Origin of the sequence: Selenomonas ruminantium subsp. lactilytica TAM6421, from assembly GCF_000284095.1 — a bacterium.
Taxonomy (GTDB): domain Bacteria; phylum Bacillota; class Negativicutes; order Selenomonadales; family Selenomonadaceae; genus Selenomonas_A; species Selenomonas_A lactilytica.
The window spans coordinates 384,947-407,776 of sequence record NC_017068.1; the positions used below are offsets into that span (position 1 = coordinate 384,947).

Annotated in this window: 20 protein-coding genes; 19 read left to right on the forward strand and 1 reads right to left on the reverse strand. The window is 52.8% G+C overall.

Going from position 1 to position 22,830, the window contains the following annotated elements:
- The first annotated feature begins 1 nt into the window (after position 1).
- The 7 genes from SELR_RS01840 (at position 2) to SELR_RS01870 (ending at position 8,867) form a co-directional block, all read left to right on the forward strand.
- The gene (locus SELR_RS01840) at positions 2-1,063 is read left to right on the forward strand and encodes an L-threonylcarbamoyladenylate synthase (RefSeq protein ID WP_014423495.1); all 1,062 of its coding nucleotides are present in this window, start codon (positions 2-4) and stop codon (positions 1,061-1,063) included.
- Positions 1,064-1,167: 104 nt separating this feature from the next.
- On the forward strand, positions 1,168-1,395 hold the full coding sequence (secG, locus tag SELR_RS01845; protein ID WP_014423496.1) for a preprotein translocase subunit SecG: 228 nt from the start codon (positions 1,168-1,170) through the stop codon (positions 1,393-1,395).
- Positions 1,396-1,471: 76 nt separating this feature from the next.
- Positions 1,472-2,206 carry an alpha/beta hydrolase gene (locus tag SELR_RS01850; RefSeq protein ID WP_014423497.1) on the forward strand — a complete coding sequence of 245 codons (735 nt, stop codon included), beginning with the start codon at positions 1,472-1,474 and terminating at the stop codon, positions 2,204-2,206.
- 157 nt (positions 2,207-2,363) lie between these two features.
- Complete coding sequence (rnr, locus tag SELR_RS01855) at positions 2,364-5,111, forward strand: ribonuclease R (protein ID WP_014423498.1); 2,748 nt, start codon at positions 2,364-2,366, stop codon at positions 5,109-5,111.
- A gap of 9 nt (positions 5,112-5,120) precedes the next feature.
- A complete protein-coding gene (gene smpB / locus SELR_RS01860; protein WP_197537160.1) occupies positions 5,121-5,600 on the forward strand; it encodes an SsrA-binding protein SmpB in 480 nt (159 codons plus the stop codon).
- Between the two features lie 81 nt (positions 5,601-5,681).
- On the forward strand, positions 5,682-7,019 hold the full coding sequence (locus SELR_RS01865; protein WP_014423500.1) for an amino acid permease: 1,338 nt from the start codon (positions 5,682-5,684) through the stop codon (positions 7,017-7,019).
- Positions 7,020-7,391: 372 nt separating this feature from the next.
- Positions 7,392-8,867: an IS1182 family transposase gene (locus SELR_RS01870; protein WP_014423221.1), complete on the forward strand. Its 1,476-nt coding sequence runs from the start codon at positions 7,392-7,394 to the stop codon at positions 8,865-8,867.
- A gap of 559 nt (positions 8,868-9,426) precedes the next feature.
- On the opposite strand, the gene SELR_RS01875 is transcribed toward SELR_RS01870, so the two are convergent.
- Positions 9,427-11,424 carry a molybdopterin-dependent oxidoreductase gene (locus SELR_RS01875; RefSeq protein WP_014423503.1) on the reverse strand — a complete coding sequence of 666 codons (1,998 nt, stop codon included), beginning with the start codon at positions 11,422-11,424 and terminating at the stop codon, positions 9,427-9,429.
- A gap of 128 nt (positions 11,425-11,552) precedes the next feature.
- Between SELR_RS01875 and SELR_RS01880 the strand changes: the two genes are divergently transcribed.
- The 12 genes from SELR_RS01880 to atpA all read left to right on the forward strand — a co-directional run bounded on the left by SELR_RS01880 (position 11,553) and on the right by atpA (position 22,814).
- A complete protein-coding gene (locus SELR_RS01880) occupies positions 11,553-12,107 on the forward strand; it encodes a 4Fe-4S dicluster domain-containing protein (RefSeq protein ID WP_014423504.1) in 555 nt (184 codons plus the stop codon).
- Positions 12,094-13,269, forward strand: a complete 1,176-nt coding sequence (locus tag SELR_RS01885; protein WP_014423505.1) for a PucR family transcriptional regulator — start codon at positions 12,094-12,096, stop codon at positions 13,267-13,269. Before SELR_RS01880 ends, SELR_RS01885 begins: the two co-directional genes overlap by 14 nt.
- 163 nt (positions 13,270-13,432) lie before the next feature.
- A complete protein-coding gene (locus SELR_RS01890) occupies positions 13,433-14,092 on the forward strand; it encodes a hypothetical protein (RefSeq protein WP_050992728.1) in 660 nt (219 codons plus the stop codon).
- Between the two features lie 244 nt (positions 14,093-14,336).
- Positions 14,337-15,329 (forward strand): asparaginase, encoded by a 993-nt coding sequence (locus tag SELR_RS01895; protein WP_014423507.1) that lies wholly within the window; start codon positions 14,337-14,339, stop codon positions 15,327-15,329.
- Positions 15,330-15,440: 111 nt separating this feature from the next.
- Complete coding sequence (locus SELR_RS01900; protein WP_014423508.1) at positions 15,441-17,741, forward strand: ATP-binding protein; 2,301 nt, start codon at positions 15,441-15,443, stop codon at positions 17,739-17,741.
- A gap of 168 nt (positions 17,742-17,909) precedes the next feature.
- Positions 17,910-18,371, forward strand: coding sequence for an Hsp20/alpha crystallin family protein (locus SELR_RS01905; RefSeq protein WP_014423509.1), 462 nt, complete (start codon positions 17,910-17,912; stop codon positions 18,369-18,371).
- A gap of 471 nt (positions 18,372-18,842) precedes the next feature.
- Positions 18,843-19,190, forward strand: coding sequence for a hypothetical protein (locus tag SELR_RS01910; RefSeq protein WP_158645765.1), 348 nt, complete (start codon positions 18,843-18,845; stop codon positions 19,188-19,190).
- 34 nt (positions 19,191-19,224) lie between these two features.
- Entirely contained in the window at positions 19,225-19,899 is a 675-nt protein-coding gene (gene atpB / locus SELR_RS01915) for a F0F1 ATP synthase subunit A (RefSeq protein ID WP_014423512.1), read from the forward strand.
- A 44-nt stretch (positions 19,900-19,943) separates the two neighbouring features.
- Entirely contained in the window at positions 19,944-20,195 is a 252-nt protein-coding gene (gene atpE / locus SELR_RS01920) for a F0F1 ATP synthase subunit C (protein ID WP_014423513.1), read from the forward strand.
- Between the two features lie 38 nt (positions 20,196-20,233).
- Positions 20,234-20,737 carry a F0F1 ATP synthase subunit B gene (gene atpF, locus SELR_RS01925; RefSeq protein WP_014423514.1) on the forward strand — a complete coding sequence of 168 codons (504 nt, stop codon included), beginning with the start codon at positions 20,234-20,236 and terminating at the stop codon, positions 20,735-20,737.
- A complete protein-coding gene (gene atpH / locus SELR_RS01930; protein WP_014423515.1) occupies positions 20,731-21,273 on the forward strand; it encodes an ATP synthase F1 subunit delta in 543 nt (180 codons plus the stop codon). Before atpF ends, atpH begins: the two co-directional genes overlap by 7 nt.
- Positions 21,274-21,296: 23 nt before the next feature.
- Positions 21,297-22,814 carry a F0F1 ATP synthase subunit alpha gene (gene atpA, locus SELR_RS01935; RefSeq protein ID WP_014423516.1) on the forward strand — a complete coding sequence of 506 codons (1,518 nt, stop codon included), beginning with the start codon at positions 21,297-21,299 and terminating at the stop codon, positions 22,812-22,814.
- Positions 22,815-22,830 lie beyond the last annotated feature (16 nt).

Below are 22,830 nucleotides of genomic sequence, written 5' to 3' on the forward strand. Positions count from 1 at the left end.
GATGCAGACAAGATGTATAAGAATCGATAATATCACAGCAGGCAAAGAAGCACTTCATTTCGCCGGGGAGCTGATCCGTCAGGGGGAAGTGGTGGCTTTTCCCACGGAGACGGTCTATGGACTGGGGGCCAACGGCCTGGATGCCGCGGCCTGCCGCAAGATCTATCAGGCCAAGGGACGTCCTTCGGACAATCCCCTGATCCTGCATGTGGCCAACCGCTCCATGATCGATCAGGTGGCGGCCAGAATCCCGGAAAAGGCAGAAAAGCTGATCGCGGCCTTCTGTCCCGGCCCGATTACCTTGATTTTGCCCCGTAAGGCCATTGTGCCGGAGCAGATTACCGGCGGCCTCTCCACCGTGGGCGTGCGCATGCCGGAGCATGATGTGGCCCGGGCGTTGATTGCTGCTGCCGGCGTGCCCATTGCGGCACCATCAGCCAATATATCAGGCCGCCCTAGCCCCACCACCGCAGAATCCGTGCTGGTGGATATGGAGGGCAAGATTCCCATGATCCTCGACGGCGGCGCCTGTGATTTCGGCGTGGAGTCCACCATCGTGGACGCCACGGGGGAAAAGGCCGTGATCCTGCGGCCCGGAGCCATCACCAAGGAAATGCTGGAAGAAGTGCTGGGCGAGGGCAGTGTCGTGATCGATCCGGCGCTGGTGGGGGCAGACAGCGTGCCCAAGGCACCGGGCATGAAGTACACCCATTATGCCCCCAAAGCACCCCTGACACTGATTGAAGGCATGCCCACGAGAATGGTGCGGGCTTTCCAGCGGGAGATTGCGCGCCTGCAGGATGAAGGCCATACGGTAGGCGTGATTGCCAGCCACGAAGTCCTGCAGGAGCTGAAGGATACCGTGCCTGCGGATCTGCAGGCCGATTACGGCCATCAGGGGCAGCTGCCGGCCATTGCGGCCAATATCTACGAGGCACTGCGCTCCTTTGATGAAAAAGGGGCCGATGTACTGCTGGGGGAAGGAACAACCTCAGAAGGCCTGGGGTTGGCCATCATGAACCGCCTGCACAAAGCCAGCGGCTTCCGGACGATACAGGCATAGTGCCCGCAATGGCGCGCAGGGAAATGACGAGAAAAAGCTTGCGCAGCGGGTTGTAATTGTGTTACTATGAATTGGAGACTGTAATTAAAGGGAGGCTTTCATTAATGCTTACCGTTTTGATGATAATTGATGCGCTGGTGGCAATCGCCCTCATCGCAGCAGTACTGGGACAGGAAGCAAAATCTGCCGGCATGGGCGGCATGGGCGGCGGTGCGGACACCGTTTTCTCCGGCAAGGCCCGTGGCATGGACGCACTGCTTGCACGCGTGACCGTAGTGTTGGCTGTCTTGTTCGCAGGGATTACCATTTTGATTGCAAAAATGACAAGCTAATAAAAAGCATCCCTGTTCTCTATGGAGCAGGGAATTTTTTAAATTTAGGAATTTTCGGTATTATGGGGGTGCGGAAATGATTTTACCGGGAGCGGAGCCCTTTTTTATGCCCGGCGGGAAAAAAGGGGTGCTCCTGATTCACGGCTTTACAGGCCTGCCGGCAGAGCTTTTGCTGCTGGGGCAGCATCTGAATAAAGCGGGCTTTACGGTGCTGGGGGTGCGTCTGGCCGGTCATGGGACGACGGTGGAAGATATGAGCCATATGACCTGGGAAGACTGGATGGATTCCGTGCGGGATGGCTATGCCCTGCTGTCGGGCTTCTGTGAAGATATTTCGGTGATCGGGCATTCCATGGGCGGGCTCTTTGCTTTGCTGCTTTCCACGGAGGAGGTCATCTCCCATGTGGTGACGCTGGCGGCACCGATCTTCATCCCCGAAGAGAGAGGCCTGGCGGCACTGCCGCCGCGGGAAGCCTGCTATGACGGCTATGTGTCCAAGCCACGGCGGCGGCTCAAGGATGTACCCCCTGCCGCCAATCGTACCTATCGCAAGATGCCGCTGATTTCCATCCATGAGCTGGTGGAGGTTATCGAAAAGACCAAGGGTGCTATCGAAGAGGTGAAAGCACCGACGCTGATCATGCACAGCCGCGACGACCATACGGCGGCGCCTGTGAGTGCGGATTATATTCTGTCCCATGTGCAGGGACAGGCGCGCATCGTCTGGCTGGAGGAATCCGGGCATCTGCTGCCCCTGGCCGGCGAAAGAGAGAGAGTATTTGAAGAGGCTGCGGCCTTCCTGCAAGGGTAGTGGTGTGACTTTTCTTTGGTGCAAAGAAAAGTCACCAAAAGAAACAGCGGGCTGAAATCCCATCACGGGATTTACGCCCGACGGCTCCCGTCCTTGGGAGCCGATTACGCTTGCCTTATGTTTGCAGGTAAATCGTAAATTTATGTAAGGAGAAAAAATGGACTTAAAAGAAAGAATCCTCGCTTATATGCGAGAAGCTGCCTATAAGCCACTGGCCGCCGAAGATTTAGGCGAAGAGATGGGATTGACGGACGAAGAACTGGTGGATTTTGAAGCAGCCTTGGATGAATTGGAAGCGGAAGGGGTCATCATCAGGAATCGCAGTGACCTTTATGGTGTGCCCAGCCGCATGCATCTGGCTGTGGGGCGGCTTTCCATGACGGCCAAGGGCTTTGGCTTTTTGATTCCGGATGTGCGGGAAACGGAAGAGGAGACGGATGTATTCATTCCGGCCAATGCCGTGGGCTCTGCCATGCATGGTGACCGCGTGGTGGCCCGGGTTTCGCCGGCCCAGGAGGAAGGCCGTTCCCGGGAGGGTGAGATCATCCGCATCCTGGAGCATGCCAATGAAAAGATCGTGGGCACCTTCGAGCGCAGCAAGACCTTTGGTTTTGTGACGCCGGACAACACGAAGCTCACCCAGGATATCTTCGTGGCCAAGAAGTTCTTCAAGGGAGCCAAGACCGGCAGCAAGGTGGTCGTGAAGATCACCAAATGGCCTAGCGGCCGCCGCAGTGCGGAAGGCGAGGTCATTGAGGTGCTGGGCAAGGTGGGGGATCCCGGCGTGGATGTGCTCTCGGTGATGCGCCAGTATGAGCTGTCCGAAAGCTTCCCGGAGGATGTGCAGGCGGAAGCCGATGCCATTGAGCAGGAACCTGCCCCCGAGGAATACCGGGGCCGTGCGGATCGCCGTGACCTGCCCATCGTCACGGTGGACGGGGAGGACTCCAAGGACCTCGATGACGGTGTCTTTGCCCGCAAGAATCCTGACGGTTCTTATTTTCTGGGCGTCTATATCGCCGATGTCAGCCATTACGTGCGGGAAAATGCGCCCCTTGACCGGGAAGCCTATGCCCGTGGCACCAGCGTCTATCTCGTGGACCGCGTGATTCCCATGCTGCCCAAGGAACTGTCCAACGGCATCTGCAGCCTGAACGCCGGCGTTGACCGCCTGTCCATGGCCTGCGAGATGCAGATTTCCCCGGAAGGCGAGGTCGTAAGCTACGAGATCCTGCCGACGGTGATCCATGTCTACCGCCGCCTGACCTATAATATCGTCAACAAGGTATTGGTGGGAAAGGAAGAGCCCTTCCTTTCCGATAACCATGATATCCTCTCCATGCTGGAAACCTTGGCGGAACTGCGCGGTGTGCTCAAGGGCAAGCGCCATCGCCGGGGTTCCATCGACTTCGACCTGCCGGAGATCAAGGTCAAGCTGGATGAAAACGGTCATCCCGTGGCCCTGATCAAGCGGGAAGGTTCTTTGGCAGAATCCATCATCGAGGAGTGCATGCTGGCGGCCAATGAAACCGTGGCCAAGCATATGGATACGAAGAACCTGCCCTTCATGTACCGCGTCCACGAGCAGCCCTCTGAAGAAAAGATCGAGCGGCTCAATAATCTGCTGGCTGCCTTTGGCCTGTACGTCAAACGGGATGAAGCCGGGCAGATCAAGTCCATGGATGTGCAGAAGGTATTGGAGAAAGTCGAGGGCCGTCCCGAGGAGCGGATCATCAGCACCGTGTCCCTGCGCTCCATGCAGCAGGCACGCTACAGCGAATTGAGCCTGGGCCATTTTGGTCTGGCAGCCCGCTATTATACCCACTTCACGTCCCCCATCCGCCGCTATCCGGATCTGATCGTCCATCGCCTGCTGCGGGAGACTTTCGCCACCGGCAGCATCCCGGCAGAACGTCAGGTCAAGCTGAAGACCATGTTGCCGGAGATTGCCGACCATACCTCCCAGCGGGAGCGGGTGGCCATCGAGGCGGAGCGCGAGACCACGGACATGAAGAAGATCGAGTATATGGCCCAGTTCGTGGGTGAGGAATTCACCGGTGTCATCAGCGGCGTGACCGCCTTTGGCATCTTTGTGGAGCTGGATAACGGCGTGGAAGGTCTGGTTCATGTTTCCACCATGACCAATGACTATTACGAATATGTGGAAGAACAATATGCAATGATTGGCGAGCGCACCCGGGCGCAGTACCGTCTGGGCGATGAGGTGGAAGTAATCCTCGTGCGGGCCAATGTGGAGGAACGGAATTTGGATTTTGTGTTGAAAGATAACGGACAATATGTGCCGGAACAGCCGGCTGCCAAGAAAAACGACGGCCGCAAGGGCAAAGGGGAAAGGAAGCCCAAGGCTCCCCGCCCCAAGAAGGTGAACAAGCCGCTGCTGGAAGATGAGCTGATTGCTGAACCCATGCTGACGGAGGAAGAAAGCCAGCAGAAAGAGCAGCAGGGACATAGCCAGCATAAGCGGCGCCGCAATCATAAGAAGCGCGGTGCTTCCGGCGAGAAACTGTCCCAGACTGAAAATCAGGAAAAGCGTCAGCCCAAGGAACGCAAGGGGCGCAACGATAAAAACCGCCGTCCGGGCAAGGCCGAGCGCGCGGATAAGGAGAGCCGCATCGGTTCCGGCTCCTTCCGTGGTGGCAATGGCGATCGTGGCCGCAACCGCGAGGAACGTCGCAGCGATAGGGAAGTCGGCTACCATCGCGTCTACGTGACGGGGCTCAACAGTGCCGTCTGGCCGGATCCCCCCGGATATCATGAGAAGAAGGAGCGGGAGATGGCCGCTGCAGCCGCCAAGGCGGAAAAGGAAAAGGCACAGAAATCCAAGGGCCGGCGTCGTCCCCGTCCGCATCGTAAGACTGAAGGCGGTACGGGCAACAGCAAATAATCTGAGGTGATGATAGTGGGCAAGAAAAATATCGGCATGAAGGTAGTCTGCGAAAACCGCAAGGCCCGCCATGACTACTTCATACACGAAACCTTTGAGACAGGGCTTGCCCTCGTGGGCACGGAGGTCAAATCCCTGCGCGCCGGCAAGGCCAACCTCAAGGACAGCTATGCCATGATCAAAGACGGGGAGATCTTCGTGGAGAACATGCACGTTTCTCCCTACGATCAGGGCAATATCTTCAATCACGATCCCCTGCGGGCCCGCAAGCTCCTGATGCATAAGAGCGAGATCGTCAAGCTTTTCGCCAAGACCAGAGAAAAGGGCTTTACCCTGGTGCCACTCAAAATCTACTTCAAGAATGGCAAGGCTAAGCTGGAACTGGCGCTGGCTTCGGGTAAACACAACTACGACAAGCGGCAGGATCTCCATGAGAAAGCCGCCAAGCGGGAAGTGGAACGGGCTCTCAAAGACAGACAACATTATTGATGTAATACTGTAATATTGTAAAGTACCTGCCCTTGATGATATAATAGGCAGGTACTTTTATATTTTGAAGGGGAATATCTTATGAGTGAAAATGGAAAATTAAAACGGGGGCTGAAGAACCGCCATCTGCAGATGATTGCCCTGGGCGGAGCTATCGGCACCGGTTTGTTCTATGGTTCAGCGTCCACCATTGCGCTGGCAGGGCCGGCGGTGATGCTGGCTTACCTGATCGGCGGCATCATGATCTTCTTCATCATGCGGATGCTGGGGGAGATGGCAGTGGATGAGCCGGTGTCCGGTTCTTTCAGCCATTACGCCACGAAATACTGGGGCAAGTTTCCGGGCTTCATGTCCGGCTGGAATTATTGGTTCAATTATGTGCTGGTGTCCATGGCCGAGCTTACCGCCGTGGGTATCTATATGCAGTTCTGGTTCCCGGATCTGCCTCAGTGGATTGCGGCATTGATCTGCCTCGTGGCCATTACGGCCCTGAACCTCATCAATGTGCGGCTCTATGGGGAAACGGAATTCTGGATGGCCCTGATCAAGATCACGGCCATTGTGCTGATGATCGTGCTGGGGGGTTATCTGCTGGTAGGCAATCCCCAGCCTTTCCCGCAGAATCTCAGCAACCTTTGGAATAACGGCGGTTTCCTGCCTAATGGCGTCTGGGGATTGGCACTGTCCATCGCTGTGGTCATGTTCTCCTTCGGCGGTATCGAGCTGATCGGCATCACGGCGGGGGAGGCGGAAAATCCGGACAAGACCATTCCCCAGGCCATCAATCAGGTCATCTGGCGTATTCTGATCTTCTATGTGGGCACCATGGCCGTGCTCATGGCCCTCTGGCCCTGGAATGAAGTGGGCATGGAGGCCAGCCCCTTCGTGCAGATCTTCATGAGCGTAGGGATTCCGGCGGCGGCTCATATTCTGAATTTCGTCGTGCTGACGGCGGCGGTATCGGTCTATAACTCCGCCATCTACAGCAACAGCCGCATGCTCTATGGGTTGGCCTCGAAGGGTGAGGCACCAGAGTTCTTGAGCAAGCTCTCCGGCCGCGGCGTACCCGTGCGGGGGATTTTGATTTCCTCGGGCATCACGCTGATCTGCGTGGCCCTCAATTACTTCTTCCCCGGCAAGATCTTCATGTTCCTGATGAGTATTGCCACCATCGCGGCCACCATCAGCTGGCTGACCATTGTCATCACCCATCTGAAATTCCGAGCCCATTGCAAAGAAGTGGGGAAGGATACGAAGTTCAAATCGCCCCTTTATCCCTTCATAAACTACCTCTGCATTGCCTTCCTGCTGGCTATCTGGGGCCTGATGACGCAGATCGAGGGCATGGACCTGGCGGTCTATATCCTACCGGTATGGCTGCTGTGCTTGTGGGGGGGCTTCAAATATCAAAATAGATAAAGGCGCTTGTGAGCAAATTGCAGTTTGTCAGTGCGAGCCTGAACGCTTTTGTTACAGAGCAGTGGGGTGGCGGTGGGAATACTTTTCCGCCGCTGCACTAAATGTCCCGCCAGCAGAAGTACGCATCTTCCAGTAACCTGCGCCGGGCAAGTCCGGCGGCGCGTCCATCAACGAAGCATCCAGCAAATCCTGTTTGCGGGCCAGCCTTCACTTCGTTCAGGCAGTCGTTCCGCCGGTGGAAAAGCATCCCCACCGCCGCCCGAGGCCACTGAAAAAGTCTATATATAACGATAACCGTGGATGGATGTGATGAAATTCGCATTCATCCACGGTTTCTAGTATAATGGAGCCATCAACACTTGGAGGTTCAACATGTTACGGAATAGCCAGCAACTCAAGCTTAGTGAATTTACAGCCATCTATGATCGTCTCATTCCCAAAAATCATTTTCTGCGAAAATTTAATACGCTTGTAGATTTTTCTTTCATTCAAGATGAACTGGAGCATAAATATTGCCTGGATAATGGCCGTAATGCTCTTTCTCCCATAATGCTGTTCAAATATCTGCTGTTAAAGGTTATCTACAATATGTCGGATTCCGATTTAGTTGAACGTAGCCGATATGATATGTCATTTAAATATTTTCTGGGACTCCGCCCTGAAGATGAAGTAATCCACCCTTCTACCTTAACCAAATTTCGTAAACTCCGCTTACAAGATGAGAATATTCTGGATTTGTTACTCAAGAAAAGTATCCAAATTGCTTTGGAGAACAAAGTAATCAAGAGCAAACGAATTATTGTAGATGCTACGCATACTAAGGCTCGCTATAACCAGAAATCTGCCTATGAGCGGTTGTTGGAACAAGCCAAGCTATTGCGCAAGACGGTTTACCAGACAGATTCTCCCCAAAAGAAAGAAAGGTTTCCCAAGAAAGTAGAAAATGGCTCACTGGTGGATGCGCTGGAATATTGCCGACAGTTAATCAATACAATAGAAAATGACAGCCAGATGGCAGAAATGCCTGCCATACAGGAGAGGCTGAACTTGCTCAAAGAAACGGTCGAAGACCATGCAGAACATTTGGCCACTTCCAAAGATGAGGACGCCCGAATCGGGCATAAAACAGCAGATACATCCTTCTTTGGCTATAAGACACATATTGCCATGACCGATGAACGGCTGATTACAGCTGCAGTAGTAACCAGTGGCGAGCGCAGTGACGGGGAACAATTAAGAACATTAGTTGAAAAAACCAGAGCAGCCGGACTGGAAGTGCAGAGTGTCATCGGTGATACCGCATACTCCGGCAAAGAAAATCTTAAATTTGCTGAATCGAAAGATGCGCCAGAAAAATCCTTTGAACTGATTGCCAAATTGAATCCTGTTATATCCAACGGCTCCCGTGTTGAAGGCAGCAATGGTTTTTCTTTCAACAAGGATGCGGGAATGTTCGTATGCCCTGAAGGGCATATGGCCATCCGCAAAGCAAGAACTGGACGCAAAAACAATAGAACAAATCAAAGAATGAGCTATTATTTTGACATTGAGAAATGTAAGCAATGCCCACATTGTGGAACCTGTTATAAAGAAGGTGCCAAAAGCAAGATTTATTCCGTTACGATAAAATGCGATTTACACAAGAAACAACAGGAGTTTCAGGAAACAGAATATTTTAAGGAACAGGCTAGAAAGCGTTATATGATAGAAGCTAAAAATAGTGAGATTAAACACAGGCATGGGTATGACATAGCGTCATCCGCAGGCCTGATTGGTATGGAATTACAAGGAGCCCTAACGCTTTTTGTAACAAATATGAAACGAATTGTGAAAATGATGGAGAAATAAAGCCCTAATAACGGGGGAGATATACAAAATCGTCGCAGAATGATGATAAAAATATCATTCTGCGACGATTTTTTTTGTGGATAATTTGCCAGTCGTATGAAATGGATAGTTTTTCAGTGGCCTCCCGCCGCCCAGAGTTACGTTTGTCAATGCTGCTATGTTCCGGCTGGAGGATACAAGCACATCGATGTTCTTGTTACGGGAGAACCGAGTTCGTGCCGATTGCCAGAAACGTGGCTGGGGCGAACGGGGGAGTGCTTTATCTGTGGGAGCGACTGTCTGAGCGCAGCGAAGACCGGCCCGAGGCAGGCAGTTACCAGAAAGCACGCTGAAAGACGCGCCGCCGGTCTTGCCCGGCGCCATCTGGCTAAACAGCTCTAAAATTGCCGAGAGGGTCGTTTTAGCGGAAACAGAAAAAGTACTCCCCCGTGAACCCCTGACTGCGTATGAACGGGATACCTTCAGCACGAACGCACCTACAAACTGCAACTTATAGAAAACGTCCGTTGGCATTTTGCCAGCGGACGTTTCGTCTATTAAGGGGATTTTTTATTCTCGTTTATTTGGGCCGGATATTCACAAATACATCATAGAAGGCGACACCGACGGCATCGGTGGTAAGCTGTCCCAGATCGGTAGGCAGGCCGGCATTGAGGGCGTTGAGCCCTCCCATTTTACTGTTTCCCTGATGGCTCAGGAGGATATCCGGTGCCATATCCTGACGGAATTCCACGGTTACCATGATCTGTCCCATTTCATTCCAGATAATGGCTGGGTGCTTGTCCTGCAACTGCAGTTTTTTCCCCACTGTCGGATTGATGTACACTGGCGGGTACTCAGGCAGGCAATTCTGCAGGGCATGATTTTGGCCATTGATAGACTCCTGGCCATGGGGGGTTAAAAAGTGAAAGGGATATTTCTCGCTGGGGAGCAGCTGGGGAAAATTGGCGGGCAAGGTGCAGCAGTGGAATTTGCCATCATCTGTGGCAAATTTTCCGTCCCGCCAGGGAATGGGATCATGGCGGTAGAAAGCAATGCCGTTATAGAGATCCTGCCACTTCTTGATGCCAATCTGCTGGCAGACTGCCGGTGTGAATTCGGCGTCGAGGAACTGCTCATCGCTGAGATGGGCGGGAAAGGTGCTGGTGCCGGGGGCCAGTTCGTTCAGGCGCCGGGTAAGGAGCCGGGCGATATCGACATCGCTTTTGGCCTCGCCACGGGGCGGTATGGCTGGCTCATTGATGCCCAGCCAATGGCGGAAGTAACCGCCATACACATCTAATTCCTCGAATTCCGTGGTCACGGGCAGGACGATGTCTGCCATTTGGGCAGAATGCGTCAGGAATTTGTCCGCGACAACGATAAGTTCCAGCTGGGACCAAAGTTGTCTGAGTTCCGTCAGATTCACATCCTGCCGCAGCAGATCGCGGCAGGCAATCCAAAGGAATTTTACGGGCGGGTCGTTCAGCTGTTTCAGGCTATGGGCGAAATTATTGATGTTGACAAAACGTGTATCCGCCCGCTGACCGGCAATCTTGTAGGGGAAAATATCCATGCCCTTGTCGGCAAAATTCACCCCGCCGCCGGGAACGCCGATATTGCCGGTAAGCTGTCCCAGAGCGTCGATCAGGCGAATGGTCAGGCCACCCTGGATATGACGCTGCAGGCCAAAGCCGGCCCAGATATGGGTGGGGTGATGATTGGCCAGCAGATCAGCCAGGAAATCGATGGCCGCCTTATTTTGGCCGGCAGCCTGCAATAAAGGTGCGGCAGGCATTTTGGCTACGGTGGCGAGAAGTTCTTCGGCGCCTGTAACCTGGTCCGCATTGTAGGACAGTTTGTCCATTTTGGCCAGTTTTTGCAGCAACAGGATAACCAGCGCGGCATCGCCGCCGGGACGAAGTTCGATATAGTAATCGGCTTTGCGGGCGGTTTCCGTATAGACCGGATCGATGACCACGACTTTTGCTCCCCGGGCCTGAGCTGCATAGATGACAGGCATGGTGTGGACGGCGGTCCAGGCAGGATTGATGCCCCAAAGGATAATCAGTCTGGCTTCCAGCATCTGGCGGATATCGGCGGCGGCATTGGCGCCAAAATCCAGCCGCTGGGCATCCAGCCCCGAGGAGAAACAGGGAGTGCCGGTGGTTTGGGTGGTAGGGCCAAGACCATTGAACATCCCTTCTACGGAGTAGTGCATCAGGCCGAAGTTGCCCGAGTATTTATTGAGGCATAGGGGCAGCGTGGAATGGTAACGTTCCTTCAGCTCCAGTATCTTTCGGGCAATGGTGTCGATGGCTTCCTCCCAGGAGATCGGCTGCCAGATTCCAGAACCGCGGGCGGTCTGCTTTTGTGGATAGAGCAGCCTTTGGGGATGATAGACCGTAGACAGGATTTCCTCCTGCTTGCAGCAAAGGGGTTCGGAGGCGCCGTGTTCCTTATCCCCGGTGATATAGGCGATCTTGCCGCCCTGTGTATAGGCCAGTATGGGACAGGTGTCATAGCAGTTGCGGGGACAGATATGGCGGGTGACCTGATATTTATCACGAAAAAACATAGCGGGACTCCTTTCGAGGCGATTTTCCTTTATTATACAGCCTGAGAGAGGGCGGGGCAAATTTTGCAGGAACTGTCTTGTCTTCTGTGGTATCATATAGATAAGAGAGATGTGAGGAGGCGTGTTTTATGAGGCCGCAGCAGTTGGGGTTTCAGGTGGATCTGTCCAGGTGTGTGGGCTGTCGGGCCTGTGAAAAAGCCTGTCAGCATAAGCATCCGGATATATCCCAGGCTTTCCGCCATGTGGATGAATGGGGCGGCGATCGGCGGGAGCAGGGATTCTTATCCATGTCCTGCAATCATTGCACTTCGCCAGAGTGCATGCGAGTATGTCCTGTCGGCTGTTATGAAAAAAGCCGCAATGGCATCGTCCTGCATAACAGTGCCCGGTGTATTGGCTGCGGGCGCTGCGTGGGAGCCTGTCCTTTCCATGCGCCGCGGCTTCTTCCCCATACGGGGAAGGCAGCAAAATGTGATATGTGTCAGGACCGATTGGCCGCGGGCAGTCAGCCGCAGTGCGTGGAGGCCTGTCCGATGGAGGCCTTGCGCCTTTGCGATATCGAGGGAGAGGGCATCAGCTGGCAGGATTATCCGCTGGTACGTTATACGCAGCCGTCCCTGAAGTTTATCAAGGCCCGGCAGCCGCTTTGTTTTTGGCGGGAGGATCGAGATGGAAAAAGATAAGGAAGAGCTTTGGCAGGCAGAAGACATTGCTGGCAAGCTGAGGGTTGTCCATGGCTATACGGGAATGGAAATGGTGCTGCTGGACAGACGCGGCGATCTGCGAGGGGGGACAGCGAGGTTTCGCGAGGAAAGCCTGTCTCTTTTGCGCCGCAAGCAGCAGGCTTTGCAGCAGAAGGATTTTGCGCCCTTTGCCGGGCTCACCGTCGTTCCGCTGGTGCAGAATAAGTACCTCTGGGGGTGGCTGGCAGCGGACTGTCCCCGGGAGAGCATGGCGGAAAGCGCATACTGTCTGTTTTTGGAACTGAGTCTCCAGCTGACCTTTCTGCTTTGGCATGAAGGAGAGATGAATGCCATGGTGCGCAGGCATCGGGAGCAGTTCCTGTACGATATCCTCTATCATAATTTTGCCTCCTCGGATGAAGTCATTGAGATGGGGAAGAACTGGAATATGCGGCTGGAAAAGCCCCATCATGTGGTGGTGGTAGAGTTTGACCGGCCCTTGCAGGGGGAGCGGCGGGAACAGCTGCTGGAAGATCTGGACAAGGAATGGATGCGGGTGTTGTCGGCCCGCTTTGTGCAGCCCATATTGATGCTTTTGCGGATGCAGCTGGTGATTCTCTTTGAGGATGACCACACCCCGCCGCGCAGTCAGAGTGAGGTGGCGAAAATCATGGCAGACGCCATGGCTGAGGTGAAGAAGGACTTTCCGACAATCCTGCCCTTTTCCGTAGGGATTGGCAGGCTGCACTACTCTGTGGCAGAAATCTGCCGCAGCTTTCAGGAGGCGCGGCAGGCGCTGAGTCTGGGGCGCTTCCGCCAGCCGGAAAATGGCATTACCTGCTATGAGGATTTGGGTGTGCTGAAGCTCCTTTCTCATATCCGCACAGAGGAATTGGACGATTTTGTCCAAGAGACTTTTGGTACACTGATGGCCTACGACAGCCAGAATGGTACGGAGCTTCTGCATACGCTGGAAATCTACTTTCAGGAAAACGAGTCCATGTCACTGGCGGCGGAACGGCTCTTTATCCATGCCAATACCCTGCGCAACCGGTTGAAGAAGATCGAGAATATTCTGGGAGTTAACTTGAGCCAGGCGGATGTGCTGTGCCGCTTCTGTGTGGCCTGTCAGGCCCTGCGGATCATTCGGCAGACTATGTGAGTTCAGGCCTTCCTTTGGGGAGGCCTTTTTTATGCCGGAAAATAAGTAAAAAAAGTCAAACAACTCACAAAATAATGCTTGCTTTTTCCCTGCGTTTAAACGATAATGTAATTAGGAACCTTGTTTGCATTTTTGGTTCAGAAGATAAAGGAGGAAGATGAACATGGATGTCAATATGATTTCTTCTTTGTCGCAACAGACGGCCGCGGTGAAGGCTAACTATACGAAGAGCACCACCACTACCACGAATGACGCGACAAAGGAAACCACTACTACTACCAACGAGGCTTTTTCAGTGGATATCTCTGCTGAAGCCAAGAAAGCTTCCAAGGCAATGGACAAGCTTACCAGTGAGCAGATCGATGCATTGCAGGAGGGTATCGACAAGAGCTACCAGCTGATGATCAAGACCCTCACCGAACAGAATGCCAAATTGCAGGGCTATCTCGATGAAGGTATCGGCAAGCTGAACTTTGACGGTATCCTGTTTGGCACGGATAAGTTCGCCCTGCCGGCGGTAGGCACCACGCCGGAAGAGGCTGCAGCAGCTATTGGCGAAGGCGGTGCGTATTCTGTGGATAGCGTTGCAACACGCATCATGGATATGGCGACGGCCATTGCCGGCGGTGATCCGGAAAAACTGCAGAAGATGCAGGCTGCAGTGGAGGAAGGCTTCAAACAGGCTGGTATCGTTTGGAAAGATGAGATGGGACAGGATGACATGCCTCAGATCACCAAGGATACCCACAATGAAATCACCAATCGCTTCAACAAACTTTACGAAGAGATGGGTGTCAAACAATCTGCCAAGATGGACGAATAATCGCTTTTCAGGCGGCTGCTACGTGGAAATAGCGGCCGCTTTTTTATGGTTGCATTGGCAGGGGAAAATTATGACTTGACAAGGTTATCCACAGATAGCTTGTGCATAAGCCTGTGAATTCTGTGGATAACCTGTGTTGAAATGAACAGTTTATCCACAAGGTATATAAGAACAACACAATATTGTTTAAATCCTCTGTTCTTCGTATAATATAGATAACTCACGAAGAACAGGGGGCTTTTTTATGCGCAAGAGAATACATATATTGGCTATGGGTGGAACCATTGCCGGCAGTGCCGGGGACAGTGCTGCCACCACGGGTTATCAGGCGGGGGCGATGGGCATCGAAGAACTGCTGGCGGCGGTGCCGCAGGTGCGGGAACTCGCTGAAATTACCGGCGAGCAGCTGGCGGCCATCGACAGCAAGGATATCACAGCGGCCCAGCAGTTGCAGCTGGCAGCCCGGGTGCGGGAGTTGCTGCTCTCCGGCGAGGTGGATGGCATTGTCATTACTCATGGTACGGATACCCTGGAGGAAAGCGCTTATCTTTTGGATCTGCTGCATTTTGCCGATATACCTGTGGTGATTACGGGGGCCATGCGGCCGGCTACGGCCCTGAGTGCCGATGGGCCGTTGAACATTCTGGATGCCGTGCGGGTGGCGGCAGCTGACGAAGCCCGTGACCGGGGCGTGCTGGTGGTGCTCAACAATACCATCCATAGTGCTCAGCTGGTCACGAAGATGTCTGCCACGGCGGTGGAAACATTCCAGTCCCCCAACGGCGGCGCCATCGGTGCCGTGAATGATGGGGAAGTTTGCTTCTATCAGAGTGCCCAGCTCCATCATCTGCCCAATGCCCTGAGTGTCAGCGAAAAACTGACCAGTCAGAAGGAACTGCCCTATGTGCCCATTCTCTATGGACATAGTGATGATGATGGCCGACTGGTGAAGCTGGTGCGGGAAAATGGTGCCCAGGGTATCGTTTACGCCGGTATGGGCAACGGCAGTATCCCCGAGCGAGCGGAAAAAGAACTGGCTGCTGCTGTGCAGGCCGGCATTCCCGTAATCCGGTCCAGCACCAGTGTCAGCGGCATGGTGGTGAAAGCTGAAGAATCCTATGAACAGGCCGGTTTTATCGCCAGCGGCCTCTTGAATCCCCGCAAGGCCCGCCTGCTTTTGCAGGCAGCTGTGGTCTGCGGCAAAGGGACAGCGGATTTGCGGAATTTTCTGCGGTGAGAAACAGGAAATATTTTTTCCGATGGCGAATAATACAAGCAAATAATGGTGCAGTGTTGAAAATCCCTTGCGTTTCCCCGTAAGGGATTTTTCGTTATAGGAGGTTGCGGAATGATACAGTATAATTATGTGCTGAATTGGTCAGCCGGAGATCAAGGCTTCTGGAATAAGCTGGAGAAGGTGCTGCAGACGCTCTGCATGCGGCCGGCCAGCAAGCAGGCCAATGCCATTTTTATGTCCTTGTCGTTTTGCCATATGCCGCTGGATGAAGTGGCGAAGGTGCGGGAGAAAATCCGTAGTTTCCTGCCTCGGGCGGTGGTGGCAGGGGTGACGGAAACCCTTTTCAATGGCCGGCAGGACAGTTATCTGTGTCTTAATTGCAGTTTCTTCCAAAATGCCAAGATCAGGCTGATGGAATATGCAGGCGTGCCGGAGGATTATGGGAAACTGGGCATTGAACTGGGGCAGAAGGTGGCGGCCATACCGGATGCCAGGGCGGCGCTGGTGCTGGGCTCCATGGATGCGAATTTTGGCAAATTCCTGGAACGCTTTGTCTGTGGCAATGAAAATGTGGTTATTTTCGGCACCATGACGGGCACGGTGAAGTATATAGGAGAGGAAGATTCCATTATCAGTGATGCCCTGCTGCAGGATAAGCCCCATAAGTATTTCCTGCTGGGCAGTGAGATCCTTGAACAGGGCATCGTAGTCGTGGTGTTTACCGGAGAAAGCCTCAGCGTGCGGGCGGATTATGTGCTGGGCTGGAAGCCGCTGGGCAAGGAAATGGTCATTACGGAGACCTATGGCCCCAATGTGATCAGCACTCTGGACAATATGCCGGCGGTGGATATCTACCGGCATTATCTGAAGGTGCGGCCGGATGAGAATTTCGTCTACAATATTGCAGAATTTCCCCTGACCATTGAACGGGATGACTGCCTGATCGCCCGGGTGCCGCCTGGCTATGATGAGGAAGGCAGGATATTCTTCAACGGTGATGTGAAGGTGGGAGAAAGAGTGCGGCTTACCTATGCCGTGCAGGAGGATTTTCTCCATGAAACGGAACTGGCCAGCGAAAAGATGAGTCAGTTTGCCCCGGAAGGTATGTATATCAGCGCCTGCGGCACCCGTAAGCTGTTCTTGCAGGCTAGGGAAAATGAGGAAATCAGCTATTATCAGCGCATTGCCAATCAGCTTCATGCCTGCAGCGGTACCGGGGAGATTTACTGCTATCAGGGGCATGGGGGGCTTTTGAACTGCGCCCTCATTGCCGTGGGCTTCCGGGAAGGCCGCAATAAGTCAGCACTGAATATCTTTGATGAGCCGGAGGTGCCGCAGGAAAAAACGAAAATGCTGCTGTCCACCCGCATGGCGGCCTTTTTGGATGCCATCACCAGGGAATTGGCGGAAAGCAATCGGGAACTTCGTGAGCTGGCTCGGGAAAATGAGGAAAAGAGCATCGCCAAGTACAAATTCCTGGCCGGTGTCAGCCGTGATATTGCCCAGCCATTGAAGACGGTCATCGAATTGGAACGTAAGATCCGCCGGGAAAGCATGGAGCCTCAGATCAAAGAATATGCCAAAGAATGTTATAGTGCCGGGGAAAAGGTCTACAATATCATCTATCGTATCTTTGATTATCTGCAGATGGAGGCCGGTGATTTTGCCATCAATGAAGGGGAGTATAAGGTTAAGGAACTTATCCGCCATATTCGGAATGAAATTGGCGAGGAAGCAGAGACCAAGGGGATCGACTTTGTCGTAGAACTGCCCGATGATATGCCCAGCGTCCTCTATGGCGATGAATTGCGTCTGCGGCAGATCCTTCTGAATATCCTGGCCAATGCGGTCAAATTCACAGTGGCTGGCACTGTCCAGCTCATATTCAACGTAGCCAAAACCGGCCCTGCTGATGTGAAGATTCATGTAGTGGTCAAGGATACCGGTGTGGGCATTACCGAGGCGGACATGGCGATTGTCCGGCAGATGTTATCCCTGGGGGAGGATAAGCCGCTGAATATGCTCAATGAAGCCGGGCTGGGGCTGAATGTTACCCAAAGACTGCTGAAGCTCTTTGGCAGTGAGCTGCAGATGAAATCTGAACTGGGTAAGGGTACAGAGTGTTCCTTCACCATCAGCCAGCGGGTGCTGAACTGGGTGCCGGTGAAGGGCCGGAAGGCTGTACCAGTGGAGGAAAGCGAGAAAAGTATGCCCATCAGTGATGAGGAAATATTGGAAACCATCGAAGCCCTGCGGGAAATTGCGGCAGCAAAAGACAAAGACAGCCTGGATTATATGCTGGAGACACTGGCCGGCTATACCCTGTCAGACCAACAGGCATCTGTGCTGCTGGAACTGCAGACGGCGGCGAAAGAGGAGGATTGGGAACGGATTCAGAAGCTGGTGGAATAAAAAACTTTTTCCTTTTGACCTATTGACTTTTTGACTATTTGTGTTATTATATACTTGTAATCAGGAAAGAGAGAAACAAGGAGACCTGGTTACCGAAAGGTTACAGATAGTCAAGAGAGGCGCAGCAAGCTCCCTTGACCGGTATATATGAGAAAGGGGTTGCTGATTATGTTTGGTCTGGTTCCATTTGGCGGTCGTAAGGATTTGGCAGCAGGTAATGCTCCGCGCAGTATCTGGGATGTGTTCAATGAGCCGTTCTTCCATGATGATTTCTTCCCCACGATGTCGGATTTCAGTGCCGGTGGCGGTATACGGGTGGATGTCAAGGATAATGGCGATCATTATGAACTCACCGCAGATCTGCCGGGCATGAAGAAGGAGGATGTAAACCTCAGCTATCAGAACGGTTATCTGACCATCGCCGCCCAGCAACAGAGTGATTCTGGCGACAAGGATGATAAGGGCAATTACATCCGCCGCGAACGCCGCATGGGCTCCGTGAGCAGGTCCTTCTATATCGACAATATCGATGAGAGCAGGATCGATGCGGAATTCAAGGATGGTGTGCTGCAGGTGAAGATGCCGAAAGCGGCAGAGGTGCAGCATAGCACCACCATCAATATCCGGTAAGTTTTTAAAGTTAATACGTGCTATCGGCCCCCTGGGATAATGTTTTTCTCCACTGAGACGGCTTCGCCGCCAAACGTTCCGAAAAATATTATCCCAGGGGGCCTTTGCTTTAATTTTTACAATCTGTTATGTTAAGATTTATCATATTTATTGAAAATAAAATAATTTATTAATATTTTTCATTACTGCTTGCCTTTTAACAATAATTTGCCTATAATAGTCATTGCGACTAAACACGATAAAATGCGCCGATTAATTTATCGTAATATAAATATAAATAATTGCATTTGTTTAGTCCATAAATATTTTCCTGGCCTATAAAATTTTCTAAAAAAAAATGAAAAAATTTTGTTTTAGTTAAAGGATTTTTAAGCTTTATGTTGAATAATAAGAAGTGGGCATTAGCCCGGATATTCAACTGTAAGGCTCTTGGGCCGAAGGAGGAATATGAAAGAAGTTTTGTCGATATTCATGAAAAGGTTTATAATGGGGTTGGGGGTAATCACTCTCGCGATAGGCAGCATGCTGGCAGCCAATGGCACGGCAGAGCTTATCGGGGCGCTTATCATCGGCTTCATTACAGGCCTGGTGTTCTTGGGAAACATGTCCATGCGGCTGTGGAGGGCCGCGTCACTTTCAGCTGGCAATGCGAAGCGGCAAATGCTTTGGGGGCTGGTTTTGCGACTACTGGTATTATTTATTGTCCTGTTCGCAGCCGTCCAGATTTCTACGCAGGTGTTCAGCATGGTGGCGTTGGGCTTTGTCCTCTGTTATGCCTGGGCTATGGTTCTTATGATCCGCATGAATAGCGCGAAATAGTAACTCAGGAATTCCTGGGAGGAGGTTGAGGTATATGCATGAAATCGGTGTTCGCGAAGTAGTGCAGTTTGCCGGCTTTACCTTCAATTGGGAAACTCTGGTCATGACCTGGATTACGATGGCGATCGTACTGCTTATCGCAGTGCTGGCAACCCGCAATCTGCAGATGGTGCCGCAAGGCTGGCAGAATGTGGTGGAAGCAATCGTGGTCTGGCTCCATGAGCAGATCGATGCGACCATGGGCAAGAACGGACGCTTTCTGGCGCCCTTTGTCGTGTCGCTCTTTATGTTCCTGCTGGTTTCCAACTGGCTGGGACTTATCCCAAAGATGGCATCGCCGACAAATGACTTGAACACCACTTTAGGCCTTGCACTCTTGGTCATCGTGATGGTACACGGACTGGGGCTTTATATGAAGGGCGGTCATTACATCGCTCATTTCTTCCAGCCCACGCCGGTCTTTGTCATCATCAACGCCATAGAGGAAGTCGCTAAGCCAATTACGCTGGCCTTCCGTCTATTCGGCAACATTCTGGCAGGTGAAATTCTTATCATCATCCTGCTGCAGCTCATGCCAATCTGGATGCCGATCCCGTCAGTGATCTGGCTGGCGTTCAGTATCTTCATCGGTGGAGTACAGGCCTTCATCTTCACCATGCTGTCCATGGCATATCTTGCCAACGCAGTGAAGAGTGAAGAAGAAGGTTAAGACAAACTGGGAATTTGAGTTAAAGTTTTAAGGAGGATTTTTTCATGGAAAACGCAATTATGGTAGCCGCTGCTCTCGTTGGCGCAGGTATTACGATGGGTCTGGCCGCAATCGGCGCTGGTATCGGTGATGGTCTCGTAACGAGCCGTTTCATCGAAGGTATCACCCGCCAGCCGGAAGCAAAGAGCACGCTCTTCACCAACACCCTGATCTCCGTTGGTCTGATCGAGTCCATGGCTATCATTGCAACGGTTGTCGCCCTCATCATGCTCTATGCAAACCCGCTCATCAAATAATTTTCTTTGATGAACTTTACGAAAAGGGGGCATAGGAATTGATCGAATTAAATGGGACGTTTTTTGCACAGATCATCAACTTCCTGATTTTGGTAGTTCTGCTCCGTGCATTTGCGTATAAGCCCGTGGTGAATATGCTCAAAGCCCGTCAGGATAAGATTCAGGAAAGCCTTGACAAAGCCGATGCCGATGCGGCAGAGGCAGACAAGCTGCTGGCCGAATACAAGGCAAAACTTGCTGCCGCTACCAAGAAAGCTGAAGAGATTCAGAAGAATGCGGAAAAGCGTGCTGCTGAGTTCCGTGAGGCAGAGGAGCAGAAGGTTAAGGCCGATATCGAGCAGATGAAGAAGTCCGCTCAGGCAGATATTGAGCGCGACAGAGCCAAGGCTGTTGAGAAACTGCGCGTCGAAATGGTGTCGCTTTCCATGGCAGCTGCCGGCAAGATCATCGCCAAGAATATGGATTCGGCTGAAAATGAAGCGCTTATCTCGGAATTTGTGGATAAGCTGGACAAGGATAAGATTGGTGATCTGCCATGCTAAACTTACAGCTTGCACATAAATATTCCCGCGCGATTTTTGAACTGGCTGAGGAAGAAGGCAAACTGGAAAAATATGGCGAGGAACTGCTCGAAGTCAAGAAAGACCTCGAAGCTATTCCGGAAGCCAAGGCCTTCTTTGCCAATCCGCAGGTGGAGCGCAAGGCGAAAAAAGAACTGGTGACCAAGATGTATGAAGGGGAGCTTTCCTCGAGCATCTATCACTTCTTGCTGCTCCTGGTGGACAAGCGCCGCTTTGCCCTTCTCGGGGTTATCGCCGAGCAGTATCGGGAAATGGCCAACGCCGCACGCGGTATTGTCATTGCCGATGTGACCACGGCTCAGCCCGCGACCAAGGCACAGCAGGAAAAAATCGCTCAGAAACTGCAGCAGGTTACCGGGAAAAAGGTGGAATTGCGCCTCCACGAGAATCCGGCCCTTTTGGGCGGCGTGGTGGTCAAGATTGGCGACCGCCGTATCGACGGCAGTGTAGCCGGACGCCTCCAGGCGCTGCAAAAAGAATTACTGACGAGCAAGTGAGAAACTGGGGTGACAGCTAAGTTATGAAAATGAATCCGGAAGAAATAACGGCCATCATCAAAGACCAAATCAAGAACTACGAAGTAGACTTGAACGTCGATGAAGTTGGCACGGTTATCGAAATCGGTGACGGTATCGCCCATATCCATGGCCTCGAAAAAGCCATGGCCGGTGAGCTGTTGGATTTTGGTAATGATATATATGGTTTGGTCCTGAACCTTGAACAGGACAACGTAGGTGCCGTTATCCTGGGCGGCGAAACCCAGATCAAAGAAGGTGCGCAGGTAAAACGCACGGGCAAGATCATGCAGGTGCCGGTAGGCGAAGCTATGATCGGCCGCGTTGTGGATGCCATTGGCCGTCCGATCGATGGCAAGGGCGAAATCAAAGCCGACACCTTCCGTCCCGTTGAGTACCGCGCACCGGGCATTGCGGACCGCAAGCCCGTTAAGGAACCGCTGCAGACTGGTCTGAAGGCTATCGATGCCCTCGTACCGATCGGCCGTGGCCAGCGCGAACTCATCATCGGTGACCGTGGTATCGGTAAGACGGCTATCGCTGTAGATACCATCCTCAACCAGCATGACCAGAATTGTATCTGCGTCTATGTTGCCATCGGTCAGAAGGCTTCCACGGTAGCCCGCGTGGTGAAGACACTGGAAGAAGCCGGTGCCATGAAGTACACGATTGTCGTTGCCGCAACGGCAGCTGACAGCGCTCCGCTGCAGTATCTGGCTCCCTATGCCGGTGTTGCCATGGCGGAACACTTCATGTATCAGGGCAAGGCCTGCCTCTGCGTGTATGATGACCTTACCAAACACGCTGCCGCATACCGCGCCATGTCCCTGCTGCTCAGAAGACCGCCCGGACGTGAAGCATATCCCGGTGATGTATTCTATCTGCATTCCCGTCTGCTGGAACGTGCAGCAAAGCTCAATGACGAATTGGGCGGCGGCTCCATCACGGCTCTGCCGATCATCGAAACCCAGGCCGGCGACGTTTCCGCCTACATTCCGACCAACGTTATCTCCATCACCGATGGTCAGATTATGCTGGAATCCGATGCCTTCTATTCCGGTATCCGCCCGGCTATCAACGTAGGTCTGTCCGTATCCCGTGTAGGTGGTTCTGCACAGATCAAGGCTATGAAGCAGGTTGCCGGTACCATGCGTCTGGATCTGGCCCAGTATCGTGAGCTGGCAGCATTTGCCCAGTTCGCTTCCGATCTGGATAAGGCCACCAAGGCACAGCTCGACCGCGGTGCCCGCATGGTTGAAACCCTGAAACAGGCCCAGTACAGCCCGCTCCTCGTACAGGAACAGGTTATGGTGATCTTCACCGCTGTCCGCGGGTTCCTGGCAGATATTCCGGTGGAAAGAGTCGTTGAGTTCCATAATGACTTCCTGAAGTTCATGCGTGCTCAGCATCCGGATATCGGTGCTAAGATTGCCGAACAGAAGAAACTTGACGATGCCATCGAAGCAGATCTGAAGAAAGCTATCGAGGAATTCAAGGAAACTGTAACATACAAAATGGCATAAGGTTAGCGAGGTGATT